Below are 15,387 nucleotides of genomic sequence, written 5' to 3' on the forward strand. Positions count from 1 at the left end.
AGCTTGTCGAAGACGCGGAGCCTCGAAGGACGAGGCGGTCCGCGATGATGGCCGCCTCCTCAGGAGGCGACCGAGCTCAGCAATTCCATGTCGATGTCCGTGAGTTCCACCCTGCGCTCGAAAGCGATGCCGCTTTCATCGAACAGGTGGCAATCGGCGATACGCATGCCGGTCTTCAGCGGCGCCTCCAGGCGGATCGCTACGCTGCCGGGCAGTGTTGCGCAGAAATTCTCGTCGACCCCCTCGGCGGAAGCGTAGGCAACCGTCTGTGCGCCCAAATGCTCGACGACGGTGGGTATGATGGTCAATGTCAGATCGCCACCACCGAGCAGCACATGCTCCGGCCGGATGCCCAGCGTCAGGGCCTTGCCGACCGCATCCTGGCGCGGCATCACCGGCAGGAGCGCCTTCTGGCCCTTGTACTCAATTTCCACGCCCGCATCGCTGACAGCAGTGCAGGTCACGGGCAGGAAGTTCATCTTGGGATTGCCGATGAAGCGGGCGACGAACGTATTCGCCGGCTTGTGATAAAGTTCCAGCGGCGGGCCGACCTGCGATATCTCGCCGGCATTGAGAACGACGATCCGGTCGGCCATGGTCATGGCCTCCACCTGGTCGTGCGTCACATAGATCATGGTTGCCTGCAGTTGGCGATGCAGTCTTGCCAGCTCGATGCGCATATCGGCGCGCAGAGCGGCATCAAGGTTCGACAATGGTTCGTCGAAGAGGAATATCTTCGGTTCGCGCACGATGGCGCGGCCGATGGCGACGCGCTGGCGCTGACCACCGGACAAATTGCCCGGCTTCTGATGCAGCCGCTGCTCCAGATGCAGGATGCGCGCGGCGTTCTCGACCTTGGCCTTCAGCTTGTCCTCCGGCATCTTTTCCACCCGCAGCGGAAAAGCGATGTTCTCGAAGACGGACATATGCGGATAGAGGGCATAGGACTGGAAGACCATGGCAATGCCGCGCTTGACGGGCGCCAGATCGTTCACACGACCGCCATCGATCATGATGTCGCCGCTGGTCACCTCGTCAAGGCCGGCAATCATCCGTAGCAGGGTCGACTTGCCGCAGCCGGATGGGCCGACGAAGACGATGAATTCGCCGTCGTCAACGTCAAGCTCGACGCCCTTGATGACTTCGAAATGACCATAAAATTTCTTGACCTGATTAAGGTGAAGCTTTCCCAAACTCTGTCTCCGCGCGGCGCCGCTACTAGGCGGGCAGGGCTCGAAAGGCCGCGCGCAATGCGCGCGGCCCGGCGATCTGCGATCTTACTTGTACTGCTCGAGATCGGCAGCTGCCTTTTTCAAGGCATCCGCCGGCTGGGCCTTGCCGGTTACGACCGACTGGACCATCTCGATCATCACGTTCTGGAAGCCCTTATAGTCCTTGAAGAGCGGCTCGGGACCACCATAGGCGATGCCATCGATGAACGGCTTCCAGGAAGCGTCCTTCTTGACGAACTCGTCAACCAGCGGCGACGGACGCAGCGGCGTGAGACCGGCGCCGCCCTGGAGCTCGTATTCCGCCTGCGGACCCGGAGACGTGATGAACTTGGCGAACTCGGCTGCCTTGTCCTCGACGCCGCTGCCCTTGAAGACAGCAAGGCTGTCGGTGATGAGCAGCGTGCCCTGACCCTTGGCAGAAGGACCGAGCGGCAGTGGCGCGACGCCCCAGCTGATCTTCGTTTCCTTCAAGCGAGCGGCGGCACCGGAGCCGGCCTGGATCATGCCGACCTTGCCATCAAGGAAGATGGCACGCATTTCGTTCTGCTCATAGGCCGTCGGTCCTTCGACCGAGTAAGGCGTGATGTCCTTGTAGGCCTGGAGAGCCGCCAGAACTTCGGGGCTGTCGAGGACGATCTTGTCGCCATCGATGACCTTGCCGTTATTGGTGTAAACCCAATGCAGGAACTGGTGCATGGTGTTGTCGAAGGTCTTGGCCGAGAGGCCGTAGCCGGGGATGCCCGTCTTTTCCTTGATCGTCTTGGCGTCGGCGATTTCTTCGGCCCAGGTGGTCGGTGGCTTCTCGGGATCGAGGCCGGCCTGCTTGAAGAGATCCTTGTTCCAATAGAGCGCCTTGGTCGAGAAGGCGATCGGCGTGCCCCACTGCTTCCCATCGAAGGTTACCGTACCGACGATGCCTGGATAATAGGCCTTCTTCTCGTCATCCGTCATCGGGATCGGAACGATCAGATCGTTATCAGCGAACTGCTTGAGCGTGCGCGAACCGACATAGGCCATGGCGACCGGCGTGCCGGCAGCAGCAAGCGTGGTTGCCTTGTCCTGGCATTGTTCCCAGCCGACGACTTCAGGCTTGACGGCCCAGCCCGGATTCTTGTCTTCCCACTGCTTGATGTACTTCACATGGATCGGGTCGATGCTGTCGCCGCAATAGATCCAACTGATCTCCTTGTCGGCGGCCTGGGCGTTCACGGCGCCAAGCGCGGTGGAGCCGAGCAAAGCAAGGGCAAGAAGCCCCGTCTTGAAATGGAATGTCACGTTTAAGCTCCCGTTCTCTCTGGTTGTTGATTGGTTTTATTGCTTCACCGCGCCAGCGGTCAGGCCGCTGACGAGATACCGTTGCAGGAAGAAGATCACGACCAGGGCCGGCGCGATGCCGACGAAACTTGCGGCCATGAGTTCGTTCCAGACGACCTCCTGCCGGCCGAAATAGGCAAAGAGCCCAACCGGCAGCGGCATGTATTCAGTCTTCGAATTGAAGGTAAGAGCGTAGATGAACTGCTGCGCGTAGGAACCGATGAAAGTGGTAATGGCGACGACGGTGATGCCCGGCATGGCGATCGGCAGGATGACGCGACGCAGCGTATAGAAATGGCTGGCACCATCGACAAAGGCGGCCTCGTCGAGTTCCTTCGGAATGCGCATCATATAAGTGCGCAGCAGCCAGATTCCGGAAGGAATTAGGAAAGCCACACCCGGTATGATCATGGCAAAATAGGTGTTCAGCACGCCGAAGGAGCGCATGAGCCGGAACAGCGGGATCAGCAGCACGGCGCCCGAAAACATGTTGACCGCCAGGAAGGCGCCGAGCAGCAGGCCGGCGCCCCTGAACTCGAAACGCGCGAAGGCATAGGCCGCCGGCACGACGAGGATCAGCACGATAATAGTACTCACGCCTGAGATCAGGAACGAATTGAAGATATACCAGCCAAAGCCCGGCACGCTGGTCCACATCGTGCGATAGGCTGCAAAGGAGCCGTTCTCGGGGATGAACCGGTAGGGCGACGAGAAAAGCTGGCTGAGCGGCTTCAGCGAGACCAGGAACCCTTCGACAAAGGGCGCCAGCACGAAGGTCAGGAACAGCAATATTCCGGCATAGATGCCGATGAGCTCGTACCACTTGTAGCGATGGATCATCGAAGGCTGGCTCATCGCTGCTTGGCTCCCGTGGAAAAGCGGCTGGTCACGCGGAAATAGGCAAGGCAGAACAGCGACAGGAAGATGCAGATCAACACTGCGCGGGCGGCACCCTCGCCATATTTATAGGATCCGATCGCCGTTCGATACGTGTCGATGATCATCGTCGTCGTCTCGCCGTTCGGGCCGCCGCGCGTCAGGATCCAGATAATATCGAAGGAGTTGAAGGTGGCGATCAGCGACAGCATCGACATGGTGACGAGCGAGGGCACCAGCAGCGGCAGGGTGATGCGGCGGAAGCGATAGAAGCGGCCGGCACCATCAGTCCAGGCGGCTTCATAGAGATCGTGGGGCACCGCCTGCATCGCCGCCAGCATGTAGAGGGTGACCATCGGGACACCGATCCAGACGTCGGTGACGATCGTCGCCCAGAAGGCCGAGCTGCCATAGGCTAGGAACGCCACCGGGCTGTCGACGATGCCGAAGCGTTGCAGCAGGCCCGAAATCATGCCGAACTGGCCGTTGTACATCCAGCCCCACATGAATATGCCGATCGCCATCGGCACGATCCAGGGAGGCATGGTGAGTACGCGGAAAAGCGAGCGGCCGGGAACAGCTGAATTCAGCAGCGCCGCTCCGAGCGTGCCGATTATCATCTTCAACGACACGGAGAAGAAGGTCCAGATGAAGGTGCGGACGATGACGCCCGCGAACGTATCGTTGAAGATCTTGGCGTAATTCTCGACGCCAACCCAATTCGTCACCTTCTTCAACGACGCATCGGTGAAGGACAGGATTATCGTGTCGACCAGCGGATAGGCGACGATAACGGTGACGTAGAGGAGAGCCGGAAAAAGCAGGACCCAGGCGAAGATGACCGTGCCGCGTTGAACACCCATCCTGCGCCCCTCCCTAGGCGGCTCTTGAATGAAGCGCTTCGTCGAACTCGTCCCAGATCGGTCGGAGGTCGACGACAGTCCTCTTCATGCGTGCCTCGTCCATCGAGAGCGCCAGAATGCCCGCTTCCAGCGCATTCTGGGTCGAAACCGGCAGATGCAGGCCCGTTTTGACATGCGCGATGATGTCGGCAGCCATCTGCTCATCGGCACCATAATGCTGTGAAAGCGTGGTAGCCGCGTAGGTGTTGTCGATCACCTTCTTGCCGGTCAGCACCTCGTGAACGTTGAAATAACCGCGAATGAAATCGCCTTCGGCCATGCCGCGCGAGCCCATGATGGCAAAGCGGCGGAACTGGTCCGGCACGTTCAGATTGGTGTGGAAGTTCATGCCCACGCCGTTGGCATATTCGATGATCGCGACCTGATAATCGATGATGTCGCCATCGCTGTCGAAGACCTTGTCCGATCCCATCCAGCCGCTCGGCTTGCGATGGAAAAGTTCGAGATCGTTGATGCCTTCCCGCGCCGGGTCATTTTCCGGGATGAAGGTCTTGCGACCGCCAAAGCTCGCCACCCGCTCCGGACGCGCGCCGACCACGCCGTTATAAAGGTCGAGGTCGTGGCAGCATTTCTCCAGCATGAAGCTGCCGGAATAATGTTCGTAGCGGCGCCAGTCGCGCATGAAGAAGGCGCCGTGATAGGGCTCGATATGCTCGGATGCTTCGATGGAAACGACCTTGCCGAGCTTTCCTTCGGCTTGCGCTGTCAAAAGATCGCGATACATGGGCGAGTAGCGCAGGACCAGGCCGACATTCAGGCGCTCATGGCCGTATTTTGCCATCAGCTTTGCGAGCTCGATGCTGTCCCTGATCGTGGTGACGATCGGCTTTTCACAGAAAATCTTGAGGCCGGCCTCAAGGCCGATGCGGATATGATCGAGATGCATGTGGTTCGGCGAACCGATCATCAAGAGGTCGATCTTTTCGTTGGCGATCAGCTCTTGAGGCGTGGCATAGGCCTTTCCAGCGGAAATGCCCTGTTCGAGCAAACCAGGCAGGCCTGCCGGCGCCGGATCCACATAGCCGGCGATCTCGAAGCTTTCATCGATCGCCTTGAACACATAGCCCAGATATCCCAGGCGGAATCCCAGCCCAATGATTCCAACTCGCATACTTTTCAGTTCCCATTACGTAATTTATTTTCGTAAGCTTGGGACAAATTTTCGCATTCGTCAACGACGTTCGCGCATTTACTCGAAAACATGAAATTTATTTTCAGATCATCGCTTAAAAATGCGCAGCCTTCAAGTCTGAAGCTGCGCCCGTTTTGATCGCGTTGCCATTTATTTCGGCAGGCTGGCCGGCACTATCTGCCAGGGCCGTTGTATTGCCAATATTGATAGTTCGGCTTTCGGTTGCTGCTGGAAATGACGCCGTTCTGGTCGCAGACATAGCCCAGCGTGGGCAAGCCCCGATGGAAGTAGCCGCGATAGTACTCATCGTAGGGATACAATGTGGTCGTACTGCACTGAAATTTCTCGTCAGCCGCCATTTTTGGCGCAGTTACCCCCGGCAGGTTCTTGTAGGGATAGACCGGCGCGACATATGGCTTGGGTATGAGCGGGTTATCGGCCATGGCGGCAACTGGCATGAGGCAGCCAAGGAACAGCGCGGCAATGGCGATTTTCGATTTGGTCCACATGAATTGCTACGCTCCTTCAACCATGCGAGCGCAACGACCGCGCGCCGCATGTTGCAGATATAGTAAAGCCCGGGTCCGCCGCCAACAAGGCCTCCATCAAAATCACGGCACGAGGCGCGGCTCCCTGCCGAGAGGTGTGCATTCACGCAACGTTACACCAAATAAAATGCTTTTATCCGGAAATACAACATTAACGCGCAATCCGAATTTGCGACAATTCGTAAGCATGTTATATAATGGCAGAACCATTGCCTTAACTGCTGTCGCCACGATTTCTGTTTGCAGGAGTAACAGTCATTCTCGAACAGATTGATCGTACCGCCCCTATCGCCGATCCACTGGCTGCTGATGATGCCGCTCAGCAGCTGCGCATCTATGTCATCAATCTTGATCATTCGCGCGATCGCTGGGAGCGTTTGTGTGGCCAGGCCGTGGAATACGACCTGGATATCACGCGCATACCGGCCGTTGACGGCCGTGCGGTCGCCGAAGAGGACCGCATAGACTTTCATCCCAAGTCGTTCATCTATCACAATGGCCGCAAGCTTCTGGCCGGCGAATATGGCTGTTATCGCAGCCATCTGCTCGCGCTTGAGCAATTCGTTGCCAGCGGCGACAAGATGGCCATCATCATGGAAGACGATATCGAGTTGAACGAGAGGCTGATCCCGCGCGCGATTGCAGCGATGGATAGTGTCGATGGCGCTCGCCTCGTCAAGCTGGTCAATCACCGCCTGGTGGGTTTCAAACAGATCTGCGAGACTGCCGAAAACGATGTTGTCGGCCGCTGTATGCACGGCCCACAGGGATCGGCCGCCTGCTATATCGTCAACCGCAAGGCTGCCCAGAAGTTGCTGGTAACGCTGAAGCCGATGCTTCTTCCTTATGACGTCGCCCTCGAACGCGGCTGGTCAACCGGTGTCGAGACATTCGCGACGCTTGAAAATCTTGCCGATTTCAGCCCGCATCGAGCCGACACGACGATCGGCAAGCGCATGGATTACCGCGCCGTAAAGCGGCACTCCCTGTTGCGGTTGACGGCGCACTGGTTCCGCACATGCGATCAGCTGCGCCGCTGGCGGTATGCCCTGCGTATCAATAGGTCACGGCCAGCAGCCACCTGACGCAGCCCCGAGCGGGCGGTCGGCTGGCGAAAACCCTCATCAGCCTATGTGGCTGTTACCGACGCTATGAGCGGAAAACGAAGGGTGCTTTTTGCAAGTGCCCTATAACGGGGCGACATTGTCGAGATTTGGCTGGACAACGGTCATATCGGCCTCGCGTTCGCGATAGACCAGATCGACCACTTCGCTACTTGGCGAATAGCCGGATACGAGTTTCTCCAGCAGAGTTCGCGCCAGAGGTATGTCGTTTTCGTCCAGCGCCGCCTCGAGCGCGACGAGCCGCTGCGAAAGCTCCGGCCAAAGCAGGAAGTCTTCCTTGGCATGCATGATGCGGGGATGGCTTGTCTGCTGTGGGTTGTCGCCGATCAGCAGCTCCTCATAGAGCTTCTCGCCCGGCCTCAGCCCGGTGATCTCAAGCTCTATATCGCCATCCGGCTCGTCCTCGTCGCGCACCGTCAGGCCGGAAAGCTCGACCATTCGCCGGGCGAGATCGGCAATGCGCACCGGCTCACCCATGTCGAGCAGGAACACGTCGCCGCCGGCCGACATGGCGCCGGCCTGGATCACGAGCTGCGATGCCTCGGGAATGGTCATGAAATAGCGGGTGATATCCGGATGCGTCAGCGTGATCGGGCCGCCATCGCGGATCTGCTGGCGGAAGAGAGGCACGACGGAGCCGGAGGAACCAAGAACGTTGCCGAAACGGACCATCGCAAAATTGGTGCTGGCGACCCCGGGCTTGCGGTCAGCGTTCATGGCCTGCAGCACCATTTCCGCCAGCCGCTTGCTGGCGCCCATGATATTGGTCGGACGCACAGCCTTGTCGGTGCTGATCAGCACGAAATCCTCGACGCCATGGTCGCGTGCCGCCTCGGCCGTTATCTGGGTGCCAAGGACATTGTTGCGCACACCTTCGACGGGATTGTACTCGACAAGCGGCACATGCTTGTAAGCGGCCGCGTGATAGACGGTCTTCGGATGCCATGCCGCCATGATCTGGCCGATCCGTCGCGCATCCCGTACGGAGGCGAGAAAGGGTATGATGCGGATATCGGCATATCCCGCGGAGGCAGCCAGTTTTTCGAGTTCGCCGTGAATGGCGTAAAGCCCGAATTCATTCTGCTCCACCAAGAGCAGGGCGGATGGGCCGTTTTTCATGATCTGCCGGCAAAGTTCGCTGCCGATCGAACCGCCGGCACCAGTCACCATGACCACCTTGCCGCGGATGTTCTTCTCGATCAATGCACGGTCGGGCGCGATGACGTTGCGGCCGAGCAGATCCTCGATATCAAGCTCGCGCAGATCGGACACTGCAACGCGCCCCTGGGCGAGCGCCGTCAGGTCCGGCATGGTGCGCACCGTGACGCGCGCCTTGCGCATGTCTTCAAGGATTTCATTGCGCCGCTGCCGCGTCGCGTTCGGCAGGGCAAGCAGCACGCCCTTGATATCGCCGGATATAGTGAGCGCGGGAAGATCGGCAGGGTCATAGATCGGCAAGCCGCCCATGATGCTGCCATGCAGGTTGCGGTCGTCGTCGAGATAGCCGACGACATTAAGCTCGGCGCTATTGGCTAGCGCACCTGCAAGCTGGCGGCCCGATGCACCCGCGCCGTAAATCAGCACCTTGGCGAGCTGACTGCGGTTGAGCAGCCGTTGATAGGCATTGCCGAACCAATAGCGGGTCCACATGCGCGACAAGCCGATACAGATCAGCAGCAGCAGGGGCTGCAGAATACCGACAGTGCGCGGCACGCCGGGCACGCTGATCGCGGTAAAAATCGTCATGAAGGCGAGCCCGTAGATCGCCACCGCCTTGAGCACGGTCACAAAAGCCGACAGACCCGCATAGCGGAAAATCGCGCGGTAGAGACCCAGCACGATGAAGATGGGTATGCCAACCAGAAGCGAGACCACGGCCGGCAGCCATTCGACGCCTTCCAGGATCACCCAGTCGTCGAGGCGCAGGCAATAGGCGAACCACACCGTCAATACACAGAGGCTGGCGTCGACTAGCAGGGCGAGCGCTCGCTTGGTCGAGCGAGGCAGCGCCAGAAAGGGCAGAACGAGCTTATCGGCGGGCACCATCGGTCAGCTCCCCCTGGCGCCGGTCATCAAAGCGATACGCCGCGTCTCTCGCATAGATCGTCTCACAATGCACCGCATGACGCATGATAATTGCATCGTACTTTCATCAGCGGATTCCAATTCATTCCAGCGCCGATTTACATGTAGAACAGCCGGCACACAATTGCATCCTCGATGTTGGGGAGGCGGCTCACGCAGAAAGATGGGAAGGGATCACTTGCCAAGATAGCTGCGCAGGACCGGATGGCGGAACAGGCCGAGGAGAATGGCAAAGGCCATTCCGAGGCCAGCCCCGAAAAGCGCACCTGCGATCAGGCCCGCTACCATCATCACCTTTCGGCCGGGGCCGTCGGCTTTCAACGGCGGCTCGGCTTCCGAAATCACGCGGATATTGCTCTGCGACAAATCCTGCGCATCGCTTGTCTGGCCGGAACGCTTCAGCAGCGACTCGTAGATATCACGGGCTGCGGTGGCCTTGCGCTGAAGTTCGTTCAGACCAACGAGCTTGCTTGACGTGTTGACCTGCGAGGCCTTCTGCACCGCCAGTTCCTTGGCGATATCCTGCTCGGCGCCCTGCGCCTGCGCATAATCGGCGCGCGCCGATGTCATCTGGCGCTGCAATTCGCTGCGGATTTCAGCGGCAAGACTGTCCAACGAGGATTTGGCTGCGAGCAGGCGTGGATGACGGGCACCGAGCTGGCTCTGCAGGCTGCCGACATTGGCGGCAAGTGTTGCATATTGCTGACGCAGGCTGCTCAACGCCGTCGATCCGCTGCTGGCGTTGGGATTATTGGGGTTGTTGGCAACCACATCCTCAAAGCTCAGCTTGCCGGCGGCGTCAGCCCGAGCCTTGGCCTCGATCGTGCGTTGCTGGGCGGTCACCAGCATGTCGTTCAGCGCCGTCAGACGCTTGTCGGAGATCAGATTGCCTTCGACGGCCACCATGTCATTGTCGGCGCGATAGGCTTCTACCGCTTTCTCGGCCGAAAGCACCTGCTGGCGCAGGTCGTCGAGCCTGCTGTCCAGTGCGCTGTTGCTTGACTTGAAGCTCTTGGCAACGGCCCCGCTTTCTTCCTCGATGAAGGAGGAAAACAGCTGGTTGGCGATCGCAGCTGATTTCTGCGGATCGCCGGTCGTCACCTTCGCGGTCACCACATAGGTGCTCGACTCGCGAGCGATCTGCACGGCCTTCGCAAGAGCCGCCGTCGCTATGTATTTCGCTGCCTCGCCGGTGGCGCCGCCAGAAAAATGCGGATCCTGGTCGAGCTTAAGGGTATCGACGACACGGCCAAGCACCTTGCCCGAAGACAGGATCTGGGTCTGGCTGTCGATCATCGTCGTGATCAGCTCCGGCGGCGTCGGAGCCTGCTGGGAGGATTCGCCGCCGTTCGGTCTGGGATCGAAGTAAAGGCTCGTCTCGGCCGTGAACTTCTGCGGGATGAGCGGAATAATGGCGGCGCCAGCCACGCCACAGATTGCCGCCAGGGCGAGAACGACAAATTTCTTCGCCCAAATAGAATGGATCGCGGAGCGCAGATCGAGCAGCGGCGTGTCGGCTGGCGGCAGGACGACCGATTGGGCAGCGATCTGCGGCGGGGCAACAACGGTGGGCTCGACAGGGGCAGTGGAGGTAGCGGCGACCGCAACAGGCTCGACGACGGCGTGCGAGGTCACCTCATCTTCAAAATCGGCTATGCCTGCACGCTTTTCAGGCGCGAAATCAGCAGGCACTGGCGCTTCGGGCCGTTCGACGGCTGCAGCCGGCTCCGGCGCCACGACAAAATCCCGCGGACGCAAGATCGGACTGCGCAGGCGCAGGCCATCGCGCCGCGTATCTGACGGCTCGGTATCGCGCCAACTCGGAAGCTGGTCCGATCTTCTGCTTCGTTCCATTGAGCTCATGTCAGGCTTTCAGTGCTCCGCAGGCGGTCTCCGCCTCGCAGATGCCCCGAGTTTAGAAATGTTTGGCTAACGGACCATTAAGGACGCTCCAAGGAAATCGCAGTGCCGAGGCCGCCAACTCCCCTGCCTTCACCATTGTTCAACATCATCACCCGTATGAAAGGGACACATCCGCATGGGAGGCAGGAGCGTGCCATGACCGCATCGATGACGAAGGCTCTGCTGCGCCTGACGGCCGCGGCAGTCTTGCTTGCCTCAACCACAATGGCAGATAGCAGCTTTGCGGCGGCGCAGCTTTGCTATCGTGGCGTCAATCTCTCCGGCGCGGAATATGGCGAGCGCGACGGCGTGGCCAACGTCAACTACACCTACCCCTCGGAAGAAACCGTGCGCTATTTCGCGGGCAAGGGCATGAATGTCGTGCGGCTACCCTTCCGCTGGGAGCGGCTACAGCCGGTGCTCAGCCAACCCTTCAACGGTGACGAACTCCAGAGGCTCAAGGACGCCGTCGCCCTCATTCAGAAGCACGGCATGGTGGTCGTCCTCGACCCTCACAATTACGGCTATTACGACAAGGTCCAGCTCAAGCAACCGCCCGCAACCGAGCTCGCCTTCGGCGACTTCTGGGCGCGGCTTGCCGTCGAATTCTCCAACCAGAAGGGCGTCGCCTTCGGCCTCATGAACGAGCCGCACGACATCAAGTCGCCGGACTGGCTGGAACTCGCCAATACCGCCATCCGCAGCATCCGCACCGTCGGCGCCCGCAACCTCGTCCTCGTGCCCGGCACGAACTGGACCGGCGCGCATAGCTGGTCCGCTGATGTGCTCGGCGGCGGCGCGAATGCGACGGTCATGCTCGGCGTCACGGATCCGCTCGACTTCTACGCCTTCGAATTCCATCAATATCTGGATTCGGACAGCTCCGGCACGCATCCGGTCTGCGATGGCACCGACAATGCCAAAAGAGGCTTGAACGATGTCACGGACTGGCTGCGCAAGAATGGAAAGCGCGGCTTCCTCGGCGAATTCGGGGTCGCCGCCAATGATGGCTGCCTCGACGGCCTCAAACAGGTGCTCGACGTCATGAACACCAATAGCGATGTCTGGCTCGGCTGGAGCTACTGGGCGGCCGGCGACTGGTGGCCACCGGAAGAACCGCTCAACATCCAGCCACACAATGGCCGCGACAAGCCGCAGCTGAAAGTGCTGGTGGAGGGATTGAGCAAGAAGGCGACGCTTGCGCCGTCATGCGCTCTGGTCAAGCCGAAGTAAGGGACGCTGGCTCGAGTCTTTGCCGCGAATCATCGGCCTGATATGGTGGTCACGGCCAGAGATCCCGCGACCTCGGATAGTTCATGCAAAGTTCAGACGAAAAGCAGCCCATCAATTTCGTCATTCTTGCGGTTTCGCTGCTCGCGGTCCTCTATAATAGCATCCTCGCCTTCATCAATCACAACATCACGCCATTGACTCCAAACGCCGTCGTGATGAGCGAAATCGTGCTCCAGGCGGTCAGTTTCACCTATATTCTGACGAAGGGGATCTACGAGGAGGATATGGCGCCGCTCCTCTATCTCGTGCTGACGATCATACTCACGGTCTTCGTTATCGCCATCAACAAGCAGGCCTATATCGATCACCTTCGCAACGTGATGATCATCTTCTCGTTTTCCATCATGGGCAGGCTCTGCAACGAGCGCACGCTCAAGCTGGCTTTCAAGATTGCCTGCATTGCCGTGCTCGCGGTGCTCATCTGCGAGATCGTGTCGGTGAAGGAATATGTCGCGCTGTTTCATCCGGCCGAATATTTTCAGAATACGCGCGGCGTGCCGCCGGCCACCTACAGCGATATCGGCCTGTTCCGTGGCGCCTTGGGCTTCGAGGGCCGATTTTCCTTCGGCCTGATAGACCACCGCTCATCCTCCGTCTTCCTGGAGCAGGTCTCGCTTGCCAATTTCTGCGGTGTGATGATCCTCTATCTCATCAGCTTTTCCGGCCGGCTTCGGCTGCTCGACAGGTTGCTGTTCCTCTCGACCGTCGTGCTGATCCTGCTGACGAACGACACGCGCACGATGCTGATCTTCAGCCTCATCTGCGTCGCCGGTTATTTCATCTATCCCTGGCTCCCGAAGGTACTCGACCTCCTGACGATGCCGGTGATCATCGTCGCCGGCTTTGTCATCCATTCGCTGAAGCCGACGGTTACCGGCGATAATTTCGTCGGGCGGATCAACGGAACGGTAAAGGCCTTCCTTGGCATGGACCTGCAGAGCACCATCGGCCTGCAGCTCGATCAGGTCGGCATATTCTTCGACAGCGGCTATGTGTACATCATATATGGCGCCACCATCTTCGGCCTCATCCTGTTCTGGCTTTACGCCTCGCTCTATCCGGGGGGCGAGACCGTCAATCAGCGGCGCCTCGGCCACGCGCTTTCCCTTTTCCTGTTCCTGAATCTCATGATCGGCTCCACCGCCATCTTCTCGATCAAGACGGCAGGCCTGGTCTGGCTTCTCGTCGGCTTCCTGAAATTCAACGAGGGCATCCAGGCAAAACAGCCGCAAAAGCTCTCGTTTGCCACCAGCAGCTGAGGCGGGGATGCGCCGCCCGAAGGCGCAATGGGAACGGCTTTTTTCCCGTCACCCTGCCTAAATTAGCGTCGAAAGCTGACGGGGCGGAAGCTATTTCCCACCCTTGCGATTTCCTTTAAGTGGGCGGCATCCTCGGCGTAAGAGAGAAGAGACATGAAGAGCTATGTACTGACAGTTGCGTGCAAGTCGACACGCGGGATCGTGGCGGCGATATCGAACTATCTGGCCGACCAGGGCTGCAATATCGTCGACTCCAGCCAGTTCGACGATCTCGATACCGGCATGTTCTTCATGCGCGTCTCCTTCATCTCCGAGGAGGGCATCGGTGAACCAGCGCTGGTCGAAGGCTTCAAGCCGATCGCCACCAAGTTCGACATGGCTTCAGAGTTCCACGATGCCAAGAAGCGCATGAAGGTGCTGCTGATGGTCTCGCGCTTCGGCCATTGCCTGAACGACCTTCTCTACCGCTGGAAGATCGGCGCGCTGCCGATAGACATCGTCGGCGTCATCTCCAATCATTTCGACTATCAGAAGGTCGTCGTCAATCACGACATCCCGTTCCACCATATTCCGGTAACCAAGGCCAACAAGCCGGAGGCGGAAGCGCGGATCATGGATGTTGTCGAGCAGACCGGTACCGAGCTGATCGTGCTTGCCCGCTACATGCAGATCCTGTCGGACTCCATGTGCCAGAAGATGTCGGGCCGCATCATCAACATCCACCATTCCTTCCTGCCGTCCTTCAAGGGCGCCAATCCTTACAAGCAGGCCTATGAGCGCGGCGTGAAGCTGATCGGGGCGACGGCGCATTATGTCACCGCCGATCTCGACGAGGGTCCGATCATCGAGCAGGACACGGCGCGCATCACGCATGCGCAGTCGGCCGACGATTACGTCTCGATCGGCCGTGACGTCGAGAGCCAGGTGCTGGCGCGCGCCATCCATGCGCATATCCATCACCGCAATTTCATCAACGGCAACCGCACCGTCGTCTTCCCGGCAAGCCCCGGCTCCTACGCTTCCGAGCGGATGGGCTGAGGCGCGGCCTAACTATTGCCGCCAATTCCCTTTTTCTTTTGCGCCGAAGCACGATTTGATACCGCCGGTATCGAATCTGTCGGGAATAAGGAAAAGACATGTCATTCCATCGCAAGGGAACGCTGCTGCTGGCGGCGTTTCTCATGAGCACGGCGGCCGCGCACGCCGCCACTGCGGAACAGGACCCATCGAAGATCGATCTTGCCAAGCTGATCGAATGCACGACCTACGATGTGCCGAGCTACAATAATTTCGGCATGTGGCTGACCGGGCCTGAAAGTGCGACGGCCATGAAACAGTTCGGCATGACCGAACTGCCGTCGGAAAACCCCTTCCTGCGCGAATTCCAACTCGCGGCGCCGGTGAGCGCCTTTGGGCGGCAGACGAGCAGGATCGCCTTTGCCTCCTCCGGACCCTTGGCCGTGCTCGACGAGCCCGATCCGCATCCGCTTGCCAAGGCGCTCGGCGTGACGGCAGCGGTCGACCAACCGAACAAGTTCCTCGGGGCGAAGGAAATCCTGTCGAACAAGGAGCAGCTCGAAAATTCGGATACCGTGCTCCACACGCTCATCACCCTCAACGTCTCGACGGATGACAGCCATCCCGGCAAGACGCTGGCCGGTTGCAGCTATTCCATCGAGGTTCAATAGGCGACCACGCG

Annotated in this window: 13 protein-coding genes; 5 read left to right on the plus strand and 8 right to left on the minus strand. The window is 59.4% G+C overall.

The features are described from left to right. Nucleotides 1–59: 59 nt before the first annotated feature. The 6 genes from A6U86_RS32735 to A6U86_RS32760 all read right to left on the minus strand — a co-directional run bounded on the left by A6U86_RS32735 (nucleotide 60) and on the right by A6U86_RS32760 (nucleotide 5,986). A complete protein-coding gene (locus tag A6U86_RS32735; protein WP_068400781.1) occupies nucleotides 60–1,193 on the minus strand; it encodes an ABC transporter ATP-binding protein in 1,134 nt (377 codons plus the stop codon). A gap of 84 nt (nucleotides 1,194–1,277) precedes the next feature. Next, a complete protein-coding gene (locus tag A6U86_RS32740; protein WP_068400784.1) occupies nucleotides 1,278–2,507 on the minus strand; it encodes an ABC transporter substrate-binding protein in 1,230 nt (409 codons plus the stop codon). 36 nt (nucleotides 2,508–2,543) lie between these two features. Further along, on the minus strand, nucleotides 2,544–3,401 hold the full coding sequence (locus tag A6U86_RS32745; protein ID WP_068400787.1) for a carbohydrate ABC transporter permease: 858 nt from the start codon (nucleotides 3,399–3,401) through the stop codon (nucleotides 2,544–2,546). Further along, a complete protein-coding gene (locus A6U86_RS32750; protein ID WP_068400790.1) occupies nucleotides 3,398–4,285 on the minus strand; it encodes a carbohydrate ABC transporter permease in 888 nt (295 codons plus the stop codon). Before A6U86_RS32750 ends, A6U86_RS32745 begins: the two co-directional genes overlap by 4 nt. Nucleotides 4,286–4,298: 13 nt before the next feature. After that, the gene (locus A6U86_RS32755) at nucleotides 4,299–5,456 is read right to left on the minus strand and encodes a Gfo/Idh/MocA family protein (protein ID WP_068400795.1); all 1,158 of its coding nucleotides are present in this window, start codon (nucleotides 5,454–5,456) and stop codon (nucleotides 4,299–4,301) included. 194 nt (nucleotides 5,457–5,650) lie between these two features. Next, a complete protein-coding gene (locus tag A6U86_RS32760; RefSeq protein ID WP_068400798.1) occupies nucleotides 5,651–5,986 on the minus strand; it encodes a hypothetical protein in 336 nt (111 codons plus the stop codon). Nucleotides 5,987–6,366: 380 nt separating this feature from the next. Between A6U86_RS32760 and A6U86_RS32770 the strand changes: the two genes are divergently transcribed. Next, entirely contained in the window at nucleotides 6,367–7,110 is a 744-nt protein-coding gene (locus tag A6U86_RS32770) for a glycosyltransferase family 25 protein (protein WP_244510148.1), read from the plus strand. Between the two features lie 102 nt (nucleotides 7,111–7,212). On the opposite strand, the gene A6U86_RS32775 is transcribed toward A6U86_RS32770, so the two are convergent. Together A6U86_RS32775 and A6U86_RS32780 are read right to left on the minus strand one after the other, a co-directional pair. Further along, nucleotides 7,213–9,195, minus strand: coding sequence for a nucleoside-diphosphate sugar epimerase/dehydratase (locus A6U86_RS32775; protein WP_068400807.1), 1,983 nt, complete (start codon nucleotides 9,193–9,195; stop codon nucleotides 7,213–7,215). 213 nt (nucleotides 9,196–9,408) lie between these two features. Next, nucleotides 9,409–11,097, minus strand: a complete 1,689-nt coding sequence (locus A6U86_RS32780; protein WP_068400810.1) for a GumC family protein — start codon at nucleotides 11,095–11,097, stop codon at nucleotides 9,409–9,411. Nucleotides 11,098–11,292: 195 nt separating this feature from the next. Here A6U86_RS32780 and A6U86_RS32785 point away from each other — a divergent pair, with 195 nt between their 5' ends. From A6U86_RS32785 to A6U86_RS32800, 4 genes are all read left to right on the plus strand, one after another. Further along, complete coding sequence (locus tag A6U86_RS32785; protein WP_068400813.1) at nucleotides 11,293–12,369, plus strand: glycoside hydrolase family 5 protein; 1,077 nt, start codon at nucleotides 11,293–11,295, stop codon at nucleotides 12,367–12,369. A gap of 83 nt (nucleotides 12,370–12,452) precedes the next feature. Next, on the plus strand, nucleotides 12,453–13,688 hold the full coding sequence (locus A6U86_RS32790; RefSeq protein ID WP_068400815.1) for a hypothetical protein: 1,236 nt from the start codon (nucleotides 12,453–12,455) through the stop codon (nucleotides 13,686–13,688). Between the two features lie 153 nt (nucleotides 13,689–13,841). Then, the gene (gene purU / locus A6U86_RS32795; protein ID WP_068400818.1) at nucleotides 13,842–14,726 is read left to right on the plus strand and encodes a formyltetrahydrofolate deformylase; all 885 of its coding nucleotides are present in this window, start codon (nucleotides 13,842–13,844) and stop codon (nucleotides 14,724–14,726) included. Between the two features lie 98 nt (nucleotides 14,727–14,824). Beyond that, nucleotides 14,825–15,376, plus strand: a complete 552-nt coding sequence (locus tag A6U86_RS32800) for a hypothetical protein (protein WP_068400821.1) — start codon at nucleotides 14,825–14,827, stop codon at nucleotides 15,374–15,376. Nucleotides 15,377–15,387 lie beyond the last annotated feature (11 nt).

It is taken from the genome of Rhizobium sp. AC27/96 (assembly GCF_001692325.1).
Taxonomy (GTDB): Bacteria; Pseudomonadota; Alphaproteobacteria; order Rhizobiales; family Rhizobiaceae; genus Rhizobium.

What these genes read in the sequence shown, in the direction of transcription:
- A6U86_RS32745 (WP_068400787.1), bottom strand. Translation starts at nt 3,401, where the DNA reads ATGAGCCAGCCTTCGATGATCCATCGCTACAAGTGGTACGAGCTCATC.
- A6U86_RS32750 (WP_068400790.1), bottom strand. Translation starts at nt 4,285, where the DNA reads ATGGGTGTTCAACGCGGCACGGTCATCTTCGCCTGGGTCCTGCTTTTT.
- A6U86_RS32755 (WP_068400795.1), bottom strand. Translation starts at nt 5,456, where the DNA reads ATGCGAGTTGGAATCATTGGGCTGGGATTCCGCCTGGGATATCTGGGC.
- A6U86_RS32760 (WP_068400798.1), bottom strand. Translation starts at nt 5,986, where the DNA reads ATGTGGACCAAATCGAAAATCGCCATTGCCGCGCTGTTCCTTGGCTGC.
- A6U86_RS32775 (WP_068400807.1), bottom strand. Translation starts at nt 9,195, where the DNA reads ATGGTGCCCGCCGATAAGCTCGTTCTGCCCTTTCTGGCGCTGCCTCGC.
- A6U86_RS32780 (WP_068400810.1), bottom strand. Translation starts at nt 11,097, where the DNA reads ATGAGCTCAATGGAACGAAGCAGAAGATCGGACCAGCTTCCGAGTTGG.
- A6U86_RS32785 (WP_068400813.1), top strand. Translation starts at nt 11,293, where the DNA reads ATGACCGCATCGATGACGAAGGCTCTGCTGCGCCTGACGGCCGCGGCA.
- A6U86_RS32790 (WP_068400815.1), top strand. Translation starts at nt 12,453, where the DNA reads ATGCAAAGTTCAGACGAAAAGCAGCCCATCAATTTCGTCATTCTTGCG.
- purU (WP_068400818.1), top strand. Translation starts at nt 13,842, where the DNA reads ATGAAGAGCTATGTACTGACAGTTGCGTGCAAGTCGACACGCGGGATC.
- A6U86_RS32800 (WP_068400821.1), top strand. Translation starts at nt 14,825, where the DNA reads ATGTCATTCCATCGCAAGGGAACGCTGCTGCTGGCGGCGTTTCTCATG.